16 protein-coding genes are annotated in these 19,517 nt (G+C 56.3%); 13 read left to right on the top strand and 3 right to left on the bottom strand.

Annotated features, from left to right (window positions below; genetic code table 11):
• Nucleotides 1-179: 179 nt before the first annotated feature.
• From ACZZ0G_RS25950 to ACZZ0G_RS25960, 3 genes are read left to right on the top strand one after another with little or no spacing between them, the layout of a single operon-like run.
• Nucleotides 180-824, top strand: coding sequence for a DsbA family oxidoreductase (locus ACZZ0G_RS25950; RefSeq protein ID WP_463558084.1), 645 nt, complete (start codon nt 180-182; stop codon nt 822-824).
• 35 nt (nt 825-859) lie between these two features.
• The gene (locus ACZZ0G_RS25955) at nt 860-1,972 is read left to right on the top strand and encodes an alkene reductase (RefSeq protein WP_463558085.1); all 1,113 of its coding nucleotides are present in this window, start codon (nt 860-862) and stop codon (nt 1,970-1,972) included.
• A gap of 52 nt (nt 1,973-2,024) precedes the next feature.
• Nucleotides 2,025-3,167, top strand: coding sequence for an FAD binding domain-containing protein (locus tag ACZZ0G_RS25960; protein ID WP_463558086.1), 1,143 nt, complete (start codon nt 2,025-2,027; stop codon nt 3,165-3,167).
• Between the two features lie 147 nt (nt 3,168-3,314).
• Here ACZZ0G_RS25960 and ACZZ0G_RS25965 read toward each other — a convergent pair whose 3' ends face one another.
• On the bottom strand, nt 3,315-3,572 hold the full coding sequence (locus ACZZ0G_RS25965; RefSeq protein ID WP_463558087.1) for a DUF2790 domain-containing protein: 258 nt from the start codon (nt 3,570-3,572) through the stop codon (nt 3,315-3,317).
• A gap of 233 nt (nt 3,573-3,805) precedes the next feature.
• Nucleotides 3,806-4,726 (bottom strand): LysR substrate-binding domain-containing protein, encoded by a 921-nt coding sequence (locus ACZZ0G_RS25970; RefSeq protein ID WP_463558088.1) that lies wholly within the window; start codon nt 4,724-4,726, stop codon nt 3,806-3,808.
• A 113-nt stretch (nt 4,727-4,839) separates the two neighbouring features.
• Here ACZZ0G_RS25970 and metC point away from each other — a divergent pair, with 113 nt between their 5' ends.
• From metC to ACZZ0G_RS25995, 5 genes are all read left to right on the top strand, one after another.
• The gene (gene metC / locus ACZZ0G_RS25975) at nt 4,840-5,994 is read left to right on the top strand and encodes a cystathionine beta-lyase (protein WP_463558089.1); all 1,155 of its coding nucleotides are present in this window, start codon (nt 4,840-4,842) and stop codon (nt 5,992-5,994) included.
• A gap of 221 nt (nt 5,995-6,215) precedes the next feature.
• Nucleotides 6,216-6,866: an amino acid ABC transporter permease gene (locus ACZZ0G_RS25980; protein WP_463558090.1), complete on the top strand. Its 651-nt coding sequence runs from the start codon at nt 6,216-6,218 to the stop codon at nt 6,864-6,866.
• Nucleotides 6,863-7,648: an amino acid ABC transporter ATP-binding protein gene (locus tag ACZZ0G_RS25985; protein ID WP_463558091.1), complete on the top strand. Its 786-nt coding sequence runs from the start codon at nt 6,863-6,865 to the stop codon at nt 7,646-7,648. The genes ACZZ0G_RS25980 and ACZZ0G_RS25985 overlap by 4 nt, the downstream gene beginning before the upstream one ends.
• Nucleotides 7,587-8,459 carry a transporter substrate-binding domain-containing protein gene (locus tag ACZZ0G_RS25990; RefSeq protein ID WP_463558092.1) on the top strand — a complete coding sequence of 291 codons (873 nt, stop codon included), beginning with the start codon at nt 7,587-7,589 and terminating at the stop codon, nt 8,457-8,459. The genes ACZZ0G_RS25985 and ACZZ0G_RS25990 overlap by 62 nt, the downstream gene beginning before the upstream one ends.
• A 43-nt stretch (nt 8,460-8,502) precedes the next feature.
• Nucleotides 8,503-9,519 carry a succinylglutamate desuccinylase/aspartoacylase family protein gene (locus tag ACZZ0G_RS25995; RefSeq protein ID WP_463558093.1) on the top strand — a complete coding sequence of 339 codons (1,017 nt, stop codon included), beginning with the start codon at nt 8,503-8,505 and terminating at the stop codon, nt 9,517-9,519.
• A gap of 183 nt (nt 9,520-9,702) precedes the next feature.
• Here the strand turns inward: ACZZ0G_RS25995 and ACZZ0G_RS26000 are convergent, their stop codons facing one another.
• Nucleotides 9,703-10,773: an amidohydrolase family protein gene (locus ACZZ0G_RS26000; RefSeq protein WP_463558094.1), complete on the bottom strand. Its 1,071-nt coding sequence runs from the start codon at nt 10,771-10,773 to the stop codon at nt 9,703-9,705.
• A 327-nt stretch (nt 10,774-11,100) separates the two neighbouring features.
• On the opposite strand from ACZZ0G_RS26000, the gene ACZZ0G_RS26005 reads away from it, so the two are divergent.
• The 5 genes from ACZZ0G_RS26005 (at nt 11,101) to ACZZ0G_RS26025 (ending at nt 18,590) form a co-directional block, all read left to right on the top strand.
• Entirely contained in the window at nt 11,101-12,000 is a 900-nt protein-coding gene (locus tag ACZZ0G_RS26005) for a LysR family transcriptional regulator (protein WP_463558095.1), read from the top strand.
• A gap of 317 nt (nt 12,001-12,317) precedes the next feature.
• Nucleotides 12,318-13,451, top strand: coding sequence for an efflux RND transporter periplasmic adaptor subunit (locus ACZZ0G_RS26010; RefSeq protein WP_463558096.1), 1,134 nt, complete (start codon nt 12,318-12,320; stop codon nt 13,449-13,451).
• A gap of 2 nt (nt 13,452-13,453) precedes the next feature.
• The gene (locus tag ACZZ0G_RS26015; protein ID WP_463558097.1) at nt 13,454-16,612 is read left to right on the top strand and encodes an efflux RND transporter permease subunit; all 3,159 of its coding nucleotides are present in this window, start codon (nt 13,454-13,456) and stop codon (nt 16,610-16,612) included.
• Nucleotides 16,609-17,994: an efflux transporter outer membrane subunit gene (locus ACZZ0G_RS26020; protein WP_463558098.1), complete on the top strand. Its 1,386-nt coding sequence runs from the start codon at nt 16,609-16,611 to the stop codon at nt 17,992-17,994. The genes ACZZ0G_RS26015 and ACZZ0G_RS26020 overlap by 4 nt, the downstream gene beginning before the upstream one ends.
• 185 nt (nt 17,995-18,179) lie before the next feature.
• Nucleotides 18,180-18,590, top strand: a complete 411-nt coding sequence (locus ACZZ0G_RS26025) for an SRPBCC family protein (protein WP_463558099.1) — start codon at nt 18,180-18,182, stop codon at nt 18,588-18,590.
• Nucleotides 18,591-19,517: the final 927 nt, after the last annotated feature.

The following is a 19,517-nucleotide window of genomic DNA, read 5'->3' on the forward strand; positions in this document are numbered from 1 at the left end:
GGAGTACCCCATTAGGGCGCAACGCTACATTGCGTAAGTCGCAACGCCAGTTGCCCTCAGCCCAGGAATCGCTCCATCGTTGCGTTTTACGAAAAGCAACGTTGTTCAGCGGGTGGATTCTCTGGCAGGGCCCGCGGATCTACCTTGGGACGGTGAAACATACAACCACGGAGACCGTCATGAGTTTGCACTCATCCAAAATTCAGGTGACTTACGATTTCATCTGCCCATGGTGCTGGATCGGTGAGGAAAATCTTGAACGCGCGCTGGCCGCTTCGGGTTTTTCAACGGCCCGCCCCATTAGTTTCCTTCCTTATCAGTTAAATCCGGACATGCCTGTTCGAGGCATGGATCGCAAAACCTATCGCTCTGGCAAGTTCGGCAGTTGGGCGCGTAGCCAGGCCATGGACGCACAGGTCACCCACGCCGGTAAGGCCGTCGGCCTTGAGTTCGATTATGAGCGAGTTGAAAAAACGCCCAACACCCTGGCCGCGCATCGGTTGGTATGGCGCGAGCAACAGGTGGGTCGAGACGCTTCCTTGCTAGTCAAGGCCATTTTCAGGGCGTACTTCGGCGAAGGGCGGGATATCGGCGACCTCAGTGTGTTGGCCGACATCGCTGCCGAAACCGGGCTGGACCGAGAGGTCATTGTCGACTTTCTCAAGGCCGATGAAGGCACGGCCGAAGTTTTGAAACTCGAAGCCCAAACCAAGGCCTCCGGTGTGCGCTCGGTACCGAGTATTCAAATCGCAGATGACGTAATCAGTGGCGCGCAGCCCATCGAAATAATGATCCAGATACTGAAACGAAGCCAAGCCGCATAGGCGTTTTTCAATCCCAATCCATTCAGGAAATCATCATGACTCATCATTTGTTCAGCCCTGTCAAACTCGGCCAATTCACCCTGGATCACCGTGTCGCCATGGCGCCTCTGACTCGTTCGCGCGCGGGGCAACCTGGCAACGTACCGACATCGATGAACGTCGAGTACTACCGTCAACGTGCCAGTGCCGCACTGATCATTACCGAGGCTACGCAGATTTCGCAGCAGGGCCAGGGTTACGCCTGGACGCCTGGCATCCATAGCGACGAGCAGATTCAGGGCTGGAAGGCCGTCAGCGATGCGGTGCACGCAGAAGGCGGGCGCATTTTCCTGCAGCTCTGGCATGTGGGACGAGTGTCGCACCCAGTGTTCCAGCCCAATGGCGGTTTGCCGGTGGCGCCGACCGCGCAGCCGGTGCCCGGCAAGACCTTCATCCTGAATGAACAAGGCGAGGGCGTATGGGGTGACGTGCCTGTCCCTCAGGAGCTGGACATTCCAGGGATCGAAGCGATCGTTGTCGACTTCCGCAAGGCCGCTCGCAACGCGATTCTGGCCGGTATGGATGGAGTGGAAATTCACGCGGGCAATGGTTACCTGCTCGACCAATTCATCAATAGCGACAGCAATAAGCGCAGTGATCGCTACGGCGGAAGTATCGAAAACCGTGCGCGGTTACTGCTTGAAGTCGTGGAAGCCGTGACTGCGGAAGTAGGTGCCGAGCGCGTTGCTGTTCGTCTGACACCGATGGGACGTTTCATGGGGATGGGCGATGACACCCCGGAGCAAACCTTTGGCTACATTGCATCCCGGCTCAATCAATGGAATCTCGCTTACCTGCACCTGGTAGAACCGATGATGGTCGGCACAGTACTCGATGAAAGTAACGATCCACGCTGGGACGCGATCATCAAGCAACTGCGTACCGACTTCCACGGTGTCCTGATGCTGGCGGGTGGTTATTCCGGCGAAACGGCCGAGCAGGCCCTTGCGCAGGGCCGTGCAGACCTGATTGCGTTTGGTCGCCCGTTCATTGCCAACCCCGACTTGCCGGCTCGCTTGCGTGGTCGCAACGAACTCAACGTGGCGGACGGCAACAGCTTTTTTGGCGGCGACGCCAAGGGGTACATCGACTATCCGGTGTTGGCATAACGCAGCTGTAAAACAGAGCTCGGGGAATCACGCTGCAACGAGGAGAAAGGTAATGAAGAGTTCAGACGTTCCGAAGGCCTTGGTCATCGGTGGTTCCCTGGGAGGACTGTTCGCCGCCACAGCGTTACGCGCGATTGGCTGGCACGTCGATATTTTCGAGCGGTCCCCCGCGGCGATGGACAGCCGTGGCGGGGGCATCGTTCTGCAAGCGGAGGTCCTGCACCATTTCCGCTATGCGGGCATTCATCCGGCAGGTGCGCTCGGCGTCCGCTCCCATGATCGTCTCTATCTGGATCGAGCCGGTGGCGTCGTGCATAAAGAGCCGATGCCGCAAACTCAGACGTCCTGGAATACGCTGTACAGCTCATTATTTTCTGCATTTCCTGCTGAGCATTATCACCGTGGCAAGACGTTGGTAGATTTGACCCAGAATGAGCACAGGGTGACTGCGACTTTTACAGATGGCAGCAGTGCAGAGGGTGACTTGCTGATTGGTGCTGATGGCGCGGGTTCAACCGTGCGAAGCGTGGTGTTGCCTGGGGCGGCACCTACCTATTCGGGTTATGTGGTGTGGCGTGGGCTTGTCGATGAAGATCAACTTCCGGACTTCGCCAAAACGCAGCTTTATGAGGACTTTGTTTTTCAACAGGACCCTGAATCGCTGATGCTGGAATACATGGTGCCGGGTGTGAATGGCTCTGTTAATCCTGGGGAGCGTCGGTTCAATTGGCTGTGGTATTTGAAAGCTGCGCAAGGTGCGCAGCTGGACGCTGTGCTCACTGACAGCAATGGCCTTCGGCGTAATCACTCCATTCCGCCCGGGGCCTTGGCCACTGAGCAGAATGCTTACATACGGGAAATGGGTGAGCGCCAGACGAACCCGGCTTTTCGAGAAGTGATTCGCCAGACCAAGGATATCTTTGTGCAAGCGATCCTTGATCTCAAAGTCCCGCAAATGGTGTTTGGCCGTGTGCTGTTGACTGGCGACGCGGCTTTTGTGCCGCGCCCTCATACCGCCGGAAGTACGGCAAAGGCAGCCCGGAATGCACTGTCTCTGGCTCAGTCAATCGACGCCGTCGGCGACATTGATAAAGCCCTGCTAGCCTGGCAGAAGCAACAACTGTCTGAAGGCAAGCGCATGGCAGATTGGGGTGTGAGTATGGGCAATCGGATTATGGGGATTGCTCAAGCCTGATTCGGCGGCTGACACCGGATTCATTGGCGGGATGAAAGAGGGGTGTAACCGAGGAATGAGTGCAGTTTTTCAATACTGAATAAAAAGAGGAGATTAGCTTTAGATCGAAGCTATCTCCTCTTTTTTGCATCCGTATCTTTTGACGCATTAACCATTCTGGCAGTCGCCACCCAGTATCTTGTATTGCAGGTCGTGCGTCGTGCCCTTGTGATCCACATACACCATGTGCGCGTCCACTGGACCGCAGGCGTTCCGAGTGTCTTCGACCGTAGTGATGTCGATGACCTTGGCGATATCCAGGTGTTCGGAATAACTGTACTGCTCAGGTTCAGGGGGCGAGGCAGTATTGTTGACGCCGTCATGGGCCGAAGCGTAAACGCTAAACATCATGAGTGAGGCGAGCATTGCATATTTCATCAGGGTGTCTTCCAGTAAGAGTCAGAGAGGAAACAAGATCTCTCGGTTGCTTCTGGCGCTGATTGTGAGACTAAAAAGTGCTTTAAAAAAATCTTCAGTTTGGATACTTGGCATCATCGGAATTGATGTGGCGCGGGTTGACTCATGGGTGCGTAACCCTGATGGATTGAACAATCACTTAATAGTGAAAAAGTGTTCTCTATCGGGTTGTTGCAGGCGATCTATTGGATGGCTGACACTTTGCTTCGAGCTTTTTTCAGATCTTTGTTCAACTGGATACGCATGGCACTAATGAACTGTCTGGCGTTATCGGGCAAAGGTTTACCGGGGCGAAAGATAAGAATGCTGGAAAAGCGCACGTCGATGCTGAAAGGCTTTACAACCAATCCCCGGTCAAGAAAATCACACACCGTAATCGGCGCTACCACGCCTACGCCCTGTCCGAGCAAGGCCAGTTCACAGATGGTGTGTGCGTAAGGGGTCTCGATGCGTACTTTTAACGTTACCCCTGCCGCCGCCATTGACTCCTCAAGCCGATGTCTGCTGCTGTCTTCGGGGTTGAGGGCAATAAAGTCGACATCAGCCAGATCGGCGGGATGGATGATTTTTCGCTTGGCCAGCGGGTGGGAGGCATGCATCACTACGTAGCCCATGGTGTCGACAAAAGGCGAATGCTCTAGCCCCGCGACAGGCATCTCATCGGCCATCAGGCCAAAGTCACATTGGCCGGCGGCCACTTCCTGATGCACTTCGCGGGAGCTGAGGATTTTCAGCGAAACCTGGATATCTTTTTTACCGGGCTCGAAAGCCGCCAATGCGCGGGGTACAAATGAATTGCCCAGGGCCGGGTGGGCGGCCACTACCAGGCGCCCGATACCGTACTGGCGCAGGCTTTTGATACGGTGTTCGATCGCCTCGAAGCCCATGTAGAACTTGTCGACATCCACCATCAGTGCCGTGGCTTCCTGGGTTGGCACCAGGCGCCCACGGGCACGAACGAACAATTGCAGGCCCGAACTGTCCTCCAGTTTACGGATGGCCTGACTGACCGCCGGCTGGGAAATACCCAGCATGTTGGCAGCCTTGATGGTGCTACCGGCGTTCACCACCGCGCGAAAAATCTCGATCTCACGAAAGCCCATGTCAGTTCTATTACCCTATAAGTTCAGCTTATAGGGTAAATAGTTTTCAGTGTTGTTGCCAGTTGCTTTCGAGAACAGACTCGGTTCACACAACAACACAGGGTTTTTCCATCATGAGCTTTAAAGATCACGCCGATAATCCGTTTGCCAGCTTGTCACCTGCCGTGTGGCGGGCGTCCACCGTGGTATTTGATTCGTTCGAAGATTTCGCTGCACGCAAGAAGCGCCAACCCGACGGCTACAGCTACGGGGTGACGGGAACACCGACGGCTCGCGGCTTGGAGCGGCGAATTGCCGACCTCGAACATGCGAGGCATTGCGTGCTGACGCCTTCTGGTCAAGCTGCCTTGATGGCCGTAGTCATGGGATTTGTGCGGGCCGGCGATCACCTACTGGTGTCGGATTCCGCCTATGGCGGCTTGAAGGCATTCGCCAGCTACTGGCTGGCCGAATTGGGCATCGAGGTTGAGTATTACCCGCCCACGGTGGATGGAGGAATCGAGGCGCTGATCAAGCCCAATACCAAGATGATCTGCATCGAGGCCCCGGGCACCATCACCATGGAGATGCAAGACGTCGATGCCATCGTGGCCGTTGCCAAGCGTCATGGCGTGCTGACCATGATGGATAACACCTGGGCCAGTCCTTTGTATTTCCGTCCCTTGGAGCATGGTGTGGATTTTGCCGTGGAAGCGGCGACCAAACTCTTTGGCGGGCATTCCGACCTGTTGATGGGCAGCATCTGCATGAATGACTTCAGCCACTATGAAATCCTGCGGGAAACCCAGAGTGTGTTGGGCCTGGCGGTCAGTCCGGAAGACTGCTTCCTGGTAATGCGCGGTCTGGATACTTTCCCGCTACGGATGCATGAGCAAAGCCGCAGCACGCTGAAAATCGCGTGCTGGCTGGAGAGTCATCCGCTGGTTACCAATGTCCTGTTCCCGGCCCTGGAAAGTCACCCCGGCCATCGAGTCTGGAAGGAGCAATTTGAAGGAAGCGGATGCTTGTTTTCCTTCATCCTGAAACCAGCTCCAGAAGAAGCCTTCAGCAAGTTTTTCAACGCCCTTGAGCACTTTCCCATCGGCGCCAGTTGGGGGGGCACCCATAGCCTTGTTGCCTATTACCCCGCCAACCAGCAGAAGGCTCGCAAGTTTGCCCTGACCGATCAGCCGATCATTCGCATTTCCATTGGCCTGGAAGATCCCGATGTGCTCATCGCGGACCTGGAAAAAGCACTGCGTCAATATCGTTCGTTCACCGAGGCCTGACCACCGATCCGGGTCGGCGAAACACCAGAATTCGCCACTCTTTGCACAATTGAACAGCTGCCACCTTAAGGTCCTCACATCGAGCCGGCCTGAAGAAAGGATGGAAAAAATGACAACAAAGATCAGCGTTCTGAACACGTGTTGCAAAAATACCGAAGTCAACGCAGAGCTTATCAAGGCCAAGGAAAGGCACGGGTTTGTCGCAGCAGAGGAGCCGTGACATGTTCGAATTATTGATTCGTTCATGGCCACTGCTCAAGACCGCCATATGGGTCACTGTGTGGCTGGGGCTGGGAGCGTTTGTCTTTGGTTCGATCCTCGGCATGTTGATCGCACTGATGAGAAACTCTACTTACCGGCTGCTGAGATTCGCGGCTTTCATGTATGTGTCGGTTTTCCGTGGTACTCCATTATTAGTGCAGCTGCTTCTAATTTATTTCGGATTGCCTAATTACGGTATCGAGCTGGGCCCTATAACGTCGTCGTTGATTGCTCTAAGTCTGTTTTCCGCTGCTTATCTGAGCGAGAACTTTCGCTCGGGTATCAATGCAGTTGACGTGGGGCAATGGGAAGCATCGTTTGCGATGGGCATGGGGTATTGGAAGTGCCTGCAAAGAGTCATCCTGCCCCAGGCCATGCGTGTCGCGTTACCGTCTGTGGGCGGGCAACTGGTGGCGTTGATCAAGGACACTTCCCTGGCGTCGATTATTACCGTGGTGGAAATGACCAGTGTTGCTCAGCAAATGGGGGCCGCGACTTTCCGTTACATGGAGATGTTCCTGATAGTCGGGTTTATCTATTGGTCGATCAACCAATGCCTGACGCTGGTTCAAACCTATATCGAAGGTCGCTTGTCGAGGCGTATGTCATGAGTGAATTGAAAATCAATGTTCAGGGCTTGTCCAAGTCGTATGGAAACTTGCTCATCCTGAATAACATCGATCTGCAAATACGCTGCGGTGAAGTGGTGGTCATCCTTGGCCCTTCGGGTTCCGGGAAAACGACGTTGCTGCGCTCGCTCAACTTCCTCGCACAGGCGGACAGTGGGGCATTGGAGGTCTGCGGGCATCGGGTCACCCTCAGACCAGGCCGTGCGCTAAGCCCTGACGATCAGGCGCAAATCGCGGCACTGCGGCGCAAAACTGCGATGGTATTCCAGTCATTCAACCTGTTTCCGCATTTGACCGCTTTGGAGAACGTGATCGAAGGCCTGGTCAGCGTCAAGCATGTGCCCAGGCGTGTGGCGATGATTCGTGGGCGAGAGTTACTGGCGCAGGTGGGCCTGGCCGACAAGGCCATGTTTTATCCCGCGAGGTTGTCGGGCGGGCAAAAACAGCGGGTGGCCATCGCCCGGGGATTGTCGATGACACCGGAAGTGATTCTGTTCGATGAACCGACTTCGGCGCTGGACCCTGAGTTACGCGATGAAGTGCTCACCGTGATGCGGGACCTGGCGAACGCCGGGATGACCATGGTGATCGTCACCCATGAAATGAGCTTCGCCCGGCAGGCGGCTGATCGGGTGATTTTTATGGAGAACGGGCTGATTTTGCACGACACCTCTCCCGGGGAGTTCTTTGGTTCCACGAGCAATGAACGTATCCAGCAATTTATTCGAATGGGGCATGCAGATCATGAATACAGCAATGTTTAAACGTTACTTTCAGGGTTTGGTTTGTGGGTTGGCGCTTATTTCTTGTTCATGGGTACACGCCTCCGAAGATGACTCGTTATCTCGTCTGGTTAAATCCGGGACCGTTCGCGTTGCTAATACCCAGACCAGTCCGCCCTTGAGTTTCATTAACGCTGACAATAAACCGGATGGCTATGACATCGCTGTGGCCCGGGAAATTTTCAAACGCCTCGGCGTGCCGAACGTCGAATTTGTCGCGGATAAGTTTTCAAGCTTTGTTCAAAGCATTCAGACCCGAAAGTATGACGTGGTCATCAACGGCATGACCAAAACCCCGGATCGGGCGGCCGTGGTGGACTTCACATCGCCCTACGGTGTTGAAGAGTTTCGTATCTGGGTGAATGCAAAGAATGTCGACATACAGGATGTCGCCAGTTTAAAGGGCAAAAAAGTGGGGGCGAGCCTGGGCACAAGTAATGAGTTATGGGAGCGGCAGAATCTGAAGGAGTCAGAAATACTGACGTATGACGCCGGCGGTCTGCTCTACAACGATCTGGCTCTTGGGCGGCTTGACGCCATTATCGAATCCTATTTCGCCGGCAAGAAAATGCAGGAAGTGAACCGCTTGCCTATCAAGCTGGCGGGTGAGCCAGTGGCTTATTCATTAGGAGCTGCGGTTGTACCGAAAGGAGCGGATGCACTCAGGCTGGCAATGAACGAGGCCATCGCAGGCATGATCGCGGATGGAACGATCGCACGTCTGGCGAAGCAATACCTGGGTGATGATTATGACGTGGTGGGGGATCTGGCGCGGTCGGAATACAAATGGTGAGCCCAAGTTATCTCGTGAGTCTTCATTTATCCTGGAGTAAGCAATGAGTACCGCCAACCCGATCAAAAGCGATATCAACTTCGATGCCCCAGGCAAACAGGTTGGATACCTGCGTCTTCCTCATTCCGTGAACCGCTCTGCCTATGGCTGGATTCCAATCCCCGTTGCATCCATCCGCAACGGCACAGGGCCGACTTTCCTGATAACGGCCGGCAGCCATGGCGATGAATATGAAGGTCAGATTATCGTCGCCCGTCTGATCCGAGAGCTGCAAGCGTCGATGATTCAAGGCCAAGTCATTTTGTTGCCGATGACCAACTTCCCGGCAGCGGAGGCGGGGACTCGCACTTCGCCGCTGGACGATGGCAATCTTAATCGTCTGTATCCGGGCAATCCCGCGGGCACGCCGACACAGGTCATCGCCCACTACATCGAGTCGGTGCTGCTGGCCCGGGCCGAGTACATGGTTGATTTGCATTCCGGCGGCACCTCGTTGGTCTATGAAGGGGCCAATATGATGGGGCTGGAACCGCGGGATGCCGAGGAGGAGGTGCGAGTCAGTGGGTTGCTTAGGGCGTTCGGGTTGCCCAAGGCATTTCTGTACCAGCCCAACCCTGTCAACGTGACCGCCGCCGCTCGCCGCCAAGGCGCCATTTGCTTTCTGACCGAGTTGGGTGGTGGCGGCCAGGTGAGTTCACGGTTGGTGGACTTGGCTCGGCAGGGGCTGCTAAACCTGCTGGCACATGTCGGGATCCTGAGCGGAGAGCTGGTTCCGGCATCGGCGCCGGCCGTTCCTCGAATGATGCGGATCGACAGGGGCGCTCACTACGTCTATGCGCTCAACGCCGGGGTGTGGGAACCTCTGGTGGAACTGGGCGATCACGTCGAAGCCGGGCAGGCTGCGGCGTTGATCCATTTTCCTGACGAGCCTCTGCGTGAGCCCGTGACGGTCGACTTTGTCGGGAGTGGCGAAGTGATTTGCAAGCGTGCCCTGGCCCAGGTCCGTGTTGGCGATTGTTTACTGGAGTTGGCGGAGGCTCGGACTGGGATCACTGTCTGAACCCACCTTAAGCATTTTTCTTGAAGTACCGGGTTGCGCTGATCATTGAGCGATTGATGATGAGCGCAATTTGCGTCCTCGTTTAGCCTTATCACTATTCCTTGTTGGTCATCCCATTCTTAAATGACAGGCAAAAAAAGGCCGGTCAGACCGGCCAAAGGGAAATCGAGAGTTTCACTAACGCTATACGGGGAGTTTCAGGATTCTGGCCGCGTTGGCGCCGAGTACTGCCGCTTTCTCGCGCGGACCCAAGCCCACGCTTTCAACAAAACGCACCGGCTGTTCATAGCCCATGTCGAAGCAATAGTCGCTGCCCAAGACCAGATGGTCGATACCGACGTTGGCGATCAAATAATCCAGCACCGGCCCGGAGTGCGACACGGTGTCGTAGCTGAATCGCGTCAAATAGCTGCTCGGCTTTTGGGCCAGGCGTCGTGTCTCAGGGCGTGAGGTCCACCCGGCATCGAGACGTCCCACGAGTATTGGCAAAGCCCCACCGGCGTGGGGCAATGACACATGCAGTAGAGGATATTGATCCAATACTCCGCCGAAGATCAGGTGTGAAGCCGCGATAGCGGTATCGAACGGGTTGCCCAGCAGGTTACTCAAGTAATAGTTGCTCAGACGGTTGCCGCCGACCGTTTGTTGCGGGTGCAGGAATACCGGGAGTCCCAGTTGTTCTATGCGGGCAAAGACCGGCGCGAATCGCGGATTATCCAGGTCCAGGCCATTGATGTTGGTGCCCATATACACTCCCCGAACCCCAGGTAATTCGGCTGCGCGTTCCAACTCGGCAATGGCATCGTCAGCCTCTAGCATCGGCAACGTGGCCAGCACCACAAAACGTTGTGGGTGTTGGCGATGGACCGTCGATGCGGCATCGTTCCAGGCACGTGCCAGGCGGGCATTGAGTTGTCGATCTGCCCAGTACACCATCGGCACACTAAGGGACAGCGCCTGTACATCGACGCCGGAGTGGTCCATATCGAGCAAGCGCGCCTGCACATCGATAAATTTCAAGGGCAACGGTCCTAATCCGCCGGCGGGTGTGGCGAAGCTGAAAGTAGTCTCTTGGCGGATATAGCTTGCGCCGAACGCTTTGCCTTCACTTCCCAAGAGGTGTAAGAACTCTTCAGGGTAGTAATGCGCATGGATGTCCACTGATCGCACCGGGACACCGGCACCTCTGTTGATCGGTGCCGCCGTGGTGGGTGATAAACGGGTAACCAGCAGGCCACCGGCGGTAGCTGCCATGATGCCTAGCAATTGGCGACGGGTCTTTGAAAGACAGCAGGGACATTGCATCGTCGATCTCCTTTTTATTGTTGTCGTAGCGGGTCAGGTGCGCGCCTTTGTGCTTTTATGGGGCTCAAGGGCCGGTCCACGCCGTGGGCATGGTCTGCTCCCAGATTGTCGCTCTATTAATCAATCGATCATTTGATGAATTTTGATTATCATCCGATCAATTGGGAAATCGCAAGCATCTTTAATCAATCAGGCCAATGAGCACAGCAATGCAATATTTCCCATTGCCTGGTCATGCACAGTCGCTACCTTTACTTTCAATCTCGGAATCCGTTCATGGATAAGTTGCTGGCACTGAAAATGTTTGTCGAAACGGTGCGCTGTGGGGGTTACTCATCTGCGGCGCGTAAGCTCGGCATCTCCACATCGTCGGTGACCCGGCAGGTCGCGGGGCTGGAAAGTGAGTTGGGCGCCAGCCTGCTCAATCGCACCACGCGCAACACGAGCGTCACGGTGGCGGGGCAGCACTATTTCGATAAAGCCGTGGCGATCCTCGATGCCATCGACGAAGCCGATGCCGCCGTTGCCGACCGTGGCAGCGAAGCTCAGGGGCGTTTGCGGGTCAGTGTCCCGGTGGAATTCGGCCGGCGAATCATCGCTCCACATTTGGGGCGGCTTCTCGAGCGCCATCCCGGCCTGGAGATCAGCCTCTCGCTGAGCGACGAGGTCAGTGACCTGCTCAGCGAACAAATCGACGTGTCAGTGCGCCTCGGTTCATCGGTCGTCAGTGATGACATCGTCAGCAAGCGGCTGGGTGATTTCCAGCGTTGGGTTGTGGCGAGTCCCGAATACCTGACGGGAACCGGCCTGCCCCGAACCCCCCGTGACCTGCTGGAGCATCAGTGCTTGCGTTTTGATTACCGCACTGGCCACCACAACTGGACATTCCAAGGCGCTGAGGACGTCATCCGCTTGAATGTGCAGGGACGGCTGAAAAGCAACAATGCCGACATTCTGCGCGAGGCGGCCTTGGCTGGTGGTGGGGTGGCGCTATTGGCCGATTGGCTGGTACGTGAGGATGTCAGCGCAGGTCGGCTGACGCGGGTGCTGGAGCAATATGAAGTCAACCCTGGTAGTGCAAGCACCTGCATCAATGCGCTGTATCTGCCCAACCACCGTGGCTCCAGTCGCATCAATGTATTCATAGAGTTTCTTCAGGAAATACTCGCGCCCTAAGCACGTCCTGTGCATCAGGCAAGACCGCGTTGCGTGTCGCTTTTGGTCGAATTACTGCCGGCAAATACCAGCGCGGCGCGCGGTCGGCCGCTCTGATTGGCTGCTCGGCAAAAGCAGCGTTGTCGAATGCGCAATGAAGCCTTGCACAGGGCAGCGATTCTCCCCGCGTGCTCGGCTTCGTACAGTGGCACCCATCAACTGACCCCGGTCGTCCAAGCAGCATCCCGCGGCCACTGACAAAAAATTTCGTTTAGAACTCGCCCTGATTCGGCCGGCTACGGCTTGCTATCGCCTGGCGAAAGTATGAGGAATGCCCCATGAAACCTACACAGACGGTTCCCTTGATCGTCTCCGCGCTGGCGCTGTCGGTCGTGCTGGCGGGCTGCAAGCAAGATGCGCCCGTGCAAGACGTCAAACCGCCCCAGGTTGGAGTCGTCACTCTTCAAGCAGAGACTTACACCGTGCAAAGCGAACTGCCGGGGCGTACCGCACCTTTTCGTGTCGCGGAAGTTCGGCCACAAGTGGACGGAATCATTCAGCAACGCTTGTTCGATGAAGGTAGCGAGGTCAAACCCGGCCAAGCGCTGTACCGCATTGATCCATCGCCATACGAGGCAGACGTGGCTCGTGCCCGCGCCTCATTTCAACAAGCTCGTTCCCTCGCAGACCGTTATCGACAGTTGATCGGTGAAAGAGCCGTGAGCCGCCAGGAGTTCGAGGATGCGCAGGCGCGACAACTGACGGCGGAGGCTGATCTCAAGCGTGCCGAAATCAACCTGCGCTACACCCGTGTGCTCGCGCCGATTGCCGGCCGCATCGGCCGTTCCAGCGTGACCGAAGGGGCGCTGGTGAACAACGGCCAGACGGGAGCCATGGCGTCCATTCAGCAGCTCGACCCGATTTACGTTGATATCACCGAGTCCTCTGCGAACCTGCTCAGGTTGCGTGAGGACCTCAAGCAAGGTCGCCTGGAGAACGCGGGGTCGGACGCCGCCGTGGTGACCCTCGCGCTGGAAAACGGCAGCGCGTACGGACTGCCTGGGCGCCTGAAATTTTCTGAGGTGTCAGTCGATCCCTCCACGGGTTCGGTGACCCTGCGCGCGGTGTTTCCCAACCCCGAACATCTGCTTCTACCGGGCATGTTTGTACGGGCAAAACTCCAGAGCGGTGTGCGGCAGGCCGCCATTCTCGCTCCGCAACAAGGGGTGATTCGCGACCTGAAGGGCAATCCTAGCGCACTGGTGGTCAGCGCTGACGGAACCGTGGAACAGCGTCCCCTGACGGCCAATCGGACAGTGGGTAATCAATGGTTGGTAGAGCATGGCCTCGAGGCGGGGGATCGCTTGATCACTGAGGGGCTACAGTTCGTCAAACCGGGCATGAAAGTCACCGTGACCGCCGCTCAAAACGTGGCGCCGGCGTTGGCCGGTGCCACGGCCGGGGGGAACTGAGCATGTCCAGGTTCTTTATCGATCGGCCTATTTTTGCCTGGGTACTTGCATTGATCGTCATGCTGGCCGGCGGGCTGGCAATCCTCAAGCTGCCTGTCAACCAATACCCTGACATCGCTCCGCCAGCGATCTCGATTCAGGTGACCTACCCAGGGGCCTCGGCTCAGACTGTGCAAGACACCGTGGTTCAGGTCATCGAGCAACAGCTCAACGGCATCGACAACCTTCGTTACGTCAGTTCGGAAAGCAACTCCGACGGCACCATGGCGATCACGGTTACGTTCAACCAAGGGACGAACCCCGACATCGCCCAGGTTCAGGTTCAGAACAAGCTGAACCTGGCCACGCCACTGTTGCCGCAAGAAGTCCAGCAGCAGGGAATCAGGGTGACCAAAGCGGTCAAGAATTTCCTGATCGTCATTGGTGTTGTCTCCGAAGACGGCAGCATGTCCCGCGAGGACTTGGCCAACTACGTGGTGTCCAACATGCAGGATCCGCTGTCGCGTACTTCTGGCGTCGGCGACTTCCAGGTGTTTGGCGCGCAGTATTCCATGCGGATCTGGCTTGATCCTTCGAAGCTAGTCAGTTTCGGCCTGACGCCCGTCGATGTGAAGAGTGCAATCCAGGCCCAAAACGTGCAAGTGTCGTCCGGTCAGATCGGCGGCCTGCCAGCACTGCCGGGCCAACAGCTCAATGCCACCATCATTGGCAAAACCCGCTTGCAGTCGGCTGACGAGTTCAAAGACATTCAACTCAAAGTCAATCCCGACGGCTCGGAGGTACGCCTGGCCGATGTCGCCGAGGTTACGCTGGGCGGCGAAACTTACAGCGTCAACGCCCAGTTCAACGGTAAGCCGGCGTCCGGTATTGCCATCAAGCTCGCCCCCGGGGCGAACGCGCTGGATACCACCAAGGCAATTCGCGACACCCTGGACCAACTGCAGCCCTTTTTCCCTCGCGGCATGAAAGTGGTCTATCCCTACGACACCACACCTGTTGTGCGCGACTCGATCCATGGCGTGTTTCATACCTTGGGCGAGGCGGTCGTGCTGGTGTTCCTGGTGATGCTGCTGTTTCTGCAGAACCTGCGCGCGACTATCATTACCACGCTGACCGTTCCTGTCGTCCTGCTGGGTACATTCGGTGTCCTCGCGGTCGCCGGTTTCAGTATCAACACGCTGTCGATGTTCGGCATGGTGTTGGCCATCGGCCTCCTGGTGGATGACGCCATCGTCGTGGTCGAGAACGTGGAGCGCGTTATGCGAGAGGAGCATTTGTCGGCGAAAGAAGCCACGATTCGCTCCATGAAACAAATCCAGGGCGCGCTCGTCGGCATCGCCATGGTGTTGTCGGCGGTGCTTTTGCCAATGGCGTTCTTCGACGGTTCTACCGGTGTTATCTACCGTCAGTTCTCGCTCACCATCGTATCGGCCATGGCCCTGTCAGTGCTCACTGCGCTGGTGTTCACGCCTGCCTTGTGCGCCACGATGCTCAAGCCGCACGATCCCGACCATGGGCTAGCCCGGCTCGGTTTCTTCCGTGCATTCAATCGTGGTTTTGATCGCGGCGTGCAACGCTACGAGCGCGGCGTCACCGGGATGCTACGGCACAAGGCGCCGGCATTTCTGGCTTACCTGCTGATCGTCGCTGGTATGGTCCTGCTGTTCAACCGCATCCCCACCGCGTTTCTGCCCGATGAAGACCAGGGCGTGATTTTTACCCAGGTGCAGACCCCCGCTGGATCCAGTGCCGAGCGCACGCAGAAAGTGCTCGACAGTGTGCGTCAGTACTTGCTTACCACGCATGATGAGGGCGGTGAGGCTAACGCGGTGGAGGCGGTGTTCACCGTAAATGGATTTAACTTCGCTGGCCGCGGGCAAAGCTCCGGCATGGCCTTTGTGCTGCTCAAACCTTGGGGAAGTCGCGGTCCGGAAGATTCGGCGCTTGCATTGGCGGCGCGCGCTCAAGCGAAATACAAGAGCATGCGCGATGCAATGGTCTTCGCCGTGGTACCTCCTGCCGTGCGCGAGTTGGGCAATGCTTCGGGCTTCAATTTATTCCTTCAGGACCAGGCCGGTGTCGGTCACGAGGTGATGGTACAAGCGCGCAATCAGTTCTTGCGTCTGGCCTCCGAAAGCAAAGTACTGGCGGCGGTGCGGCTCAACGGCCTGAGCGATGAGCCGCAATATCGATTGAAGATCGATGACCGGCGGGCGAGGGCGCAGGGGGTTTCACAGACAGACATCAACACCACCCTGTCCGTGGCCTTCGGCGGCAACTACGTCAATGATTTCATCGACCGTGGCCGAGTCAAAAAAGTGTTTGTGCAGGGCCAGGCCAGCGCACGCATGTCCCCAGAAGATCTGGACAAATGGTACGTACGCAACGCCGATGGAAAAATGGTGCCGTTCTCCGCTTTCGCCTCTGGCGAGTGGGTCTTCGGTTCTCCCAAACTGGCGCGGTACAACGGCGTACCGGCGGAGGAAATACTGGGTAGCCCTGCACCGGGTTACAGCACGGGTGATGCCATGGCTGAAGCACAAGCCATCGCGGCTCAGTTGCCGCCCGGGGTCGCACTGGCGTGGACGGGTTTGTCGTATGAAGAAAAGCTATCCGGCTCTCAAGCGCCGATCATGTACGCACTTTCGCTGCTGGTAGTGTTCCTCTGTCTCGCGGCCCTTTACGAAAGCTGGTCTATCCCGTTAGCCGTGATGCTGGTGGTGCCGTTGGGTGTTGTCGGTGCATTGCTCGCCACCGTATTGCGCGGTCTGTCCAATGACGTGTTCTTCCAGGTGGGCCTGCTGACAACGGTAGGGCTGGCGGCGAAGAACGCCATTCTCATTGTGGAGTTCGCCAAGGAATTGCATGAGCAGGGTATGAGCTATACGCAAGCGGCGATTGAAGCGGCACGCCTGCGTTTGCGCCCGATTGTCATGACATCCCTGGCGTTCATTCTCGGAGTTGTGCCGTTGGCCATCTCTACCGGTGCGGGCTCTGGTAGTCAGCACGCCATCGGCACAGGCGTGATCGGCGGCATGCTGACCGCCACCGTCCTGGCCGTCTTCTGGGTGCCGCTCTTTTATGTGTCGGTGTCCTCACTCTTCGAACGTCGATCGTCCGCCGCTCCGGTCGTGCCTGCTCGTAAGGAGGTCATTTCATGATCAAGCCTTTCAGCTTTCTAATACTTGCTTCGCTGCTGTTCAGTGGTTGCTCCCTGATCCCAGCGTATGAGCAGCCACAGGCTCCGGTGCCGGCCGTTTATCCATTGGCGCCCATGACTCGTGATGAGAGTGCGGCAGCGCTTGATTGGCGCGAGTTCTTTCACGATCCGGTGTTGCATCGCTTGATCGAGACAGCATTGGCCAATAACCGGGATATCAGGGTGGCCACATTGAATGTCGAGTCCTATCAGGCGCGTTATCGCATTCGCCGCGCGGACCTGTTGCCTGAGGTCTCGGCAGCAGGAAGCGGTAGTCGTCAGCGTGTCCCGGCAGATCTGGCATCTGATGATAAAGCCACGATCGAGAGTCAGTACTCTGTCGGGCTGAACGTAAGCTATGAACTGGACCTGTTCGGCCGTGTGCGTAGTCTCGATCAAGAAGCATTGCAGCGTTATCTGGCCAGCGAACAGGCTCAGCGCTCAGCCCACATCGGGCTGGTTGCAAGCGTTGCGAGCGCTTGGCTCACCTTGCAAGCTGATCAGGCACTGGAGCGATTGACCAGCGACACTCTCGATACTTATGAATACAGCTACCAGCTGACACGTCGCAGCGCTGAAGTGGGTACCGTTTCAGATTTGGCGTTAAGCCAGTCACAAACCCTCGTACAAAGCGCTCGCGGCTCGATAGCCCGTTATCGCCGGCAGGTCGCCGAAGACCGCAACCTGTTGGCGTTATTGATCGGGGCTGAAATCCCGGCAGATTTGGTTGCCGGTGATTGGGAACAGCAATCCCTGCCTGAGGTTCCGGTCGGGTTACCGTCAGATTTGCTCAATCGTCGACCCGACATACTGGAAGCCGAATTTCTGCTGAAGGCTGCCAATGCGGATATCGGCGCTGCACGGGCCGCGTTTTTTCCACGAATCAGCCTGACGGCGGGCGCCGGTTCCTCCAGCGAGGCATTGTCCGGGCTGTTCAACGCAGGGTCGGGAGCCTGGAGCTTTTTTCCACAGATCAGCCTGCCGATCTTTAATGCTGGCAGCTTGCAGGCCAGTCTGGATGTCTCTCAGATCGAAAAAGATATTCAAGTGGCGCGTTATGAAAAGGCTATCCAGTCAGCCTTCAGAGAAGTCAGTGATGGGCTGGCCGCAACCGATACCTTTGGGCAGCAGATCGAGGCGCAACAAGGGCTGGTCAGCGCGAGCGCCAAATACTATCGGCTGGCGCAAAGTCGCTACCTGACAGGCATCGACAGCTCTTTGACTCTTTTAGACGCGCAACGGACGCTGTTCGCTGCACAGCAAGCGTTGATCAGTGATCAGTTGTCTGAGCGAGTAGCGACCATCGATTTGTTCAAGGCGTTGGGAGGAGGGTGGGACGGCTGATCTCCTTCGAATATCCACTCTCCCTGTTATTGATAAAGCGCTGACGTCAGTCAGCGCGGAGTTAAACCTCGAAGTTCAGGTTGATTGGATGCCCTGGATGGATGCACCAAGTTGTAACAACACAGCCGCGGCATAGGCAGCGGCGGGAATGAATTTTGGCAATCCAAGTTTGATGAGGAACAGTCATGGCCAGTGCATCGGCATCAATTCGTGTAGCAGCTTCAGCGGAAAACGTCTGGGATTTGGTCGGTGGATTCAATTCGTTGCCTGACTGGATGTCGGGTGTGAAAACCAGCGAACTTAGCGAGGGCGGGCGCTCACGCAGCATTTGTCTGGAAAGTGGTGAAGTCAGCGTTGAGCGACTCGAATACTTCGATAACCTAGGGTGTACTTATAGCTATTCCATTACCAGAGGGGCGTTTCCGGTTAGCGATTATTTTTCAACTTTTACCGTGCTACCTGATGGTGAAAATGCATCAATTGTTGAATGGTCTGGAGAGTTCACCGCGAAGGGTGTCACTACCCAGAAAGCCGAGGAGATTTTCCTGGGTTTCTACGAAGACTCTCTCGAATCGCTCAAAGCCAGATTTGTATAAGCAGTAGCCAGTTCGCACTCACGTTTCGTGCATCCAAGCTGGTACTCACGGTCAGCTAACTGCATTTGTCAAAGATGCTCTCGGAGGTCTCAACGCAAGAGACGCTCTTCGAAGACTACGGGGCGCTCAAGTTGCACCGAGAAAATAACCGCTGACAGCAGATGATCAGTGCGATTTCACTGCATGAGTAACTTGCTCCTGATAGAGGTATCGGTATAAGCGAAGCAGGCGTAAAGCCAGTTGATCACCCGGGCTCCGTGGGAGTGTAGGGCGTTGTCTCTACACACCAGCGGGCGGGTTGTTTCAGTCAGCCGAGCAATGCCTTACCGACCTTAGTTGCCAAGGCGGGAGTCTGGCAGGTGATCAACTCGCAATTCTACGACAATGTAGGGCGTCCAGTTTTCCGTTTGCTGCTGTATAAACCATCGGCTTTCTCCAGTGCGGTTTTCGGATAGAAACTGTCGGCCTAGCCTTTTTCGCATAACGATTAAAATCTTTCGCGCATCGGCCCTGGGTTATTAATTAACTCGTCAAATCATTGCTGAATGTATCCCAAGGCAGCTAAATAGATCCTTTTCTTACGGTTTTTTTCGGGCGTATGGGGAGTTCCTGGCTAAGCCGTTCCAACGTCGCCGAGACAGCGAAGCCATCTGACAAACTATAAACGGATCTTGGCAAAAGCCCCGATTTGAAAGGGGCAGGGGGGTTTACGGTTCGATTTACGACTCTCAAATCTCACCAGAAGAGTCGGCGTAATCTTGGAGGGATCAAGCTTTGTCTGTCTCACGTCCCTTCTGTCATCCTTCATTAATGAATCCCGCTCACCTTTGCATTCAGAATAGCAATGTAGTCATCAAGCAACGGGCTCGTTAGGTTAGCAACGGCACCGTCGCCGTCACGCGTCGATCGCAGGTCAGTGCATTCGGC

This window comes from Pseudomonas sp. AC169 (assembly GCF_979258515.1).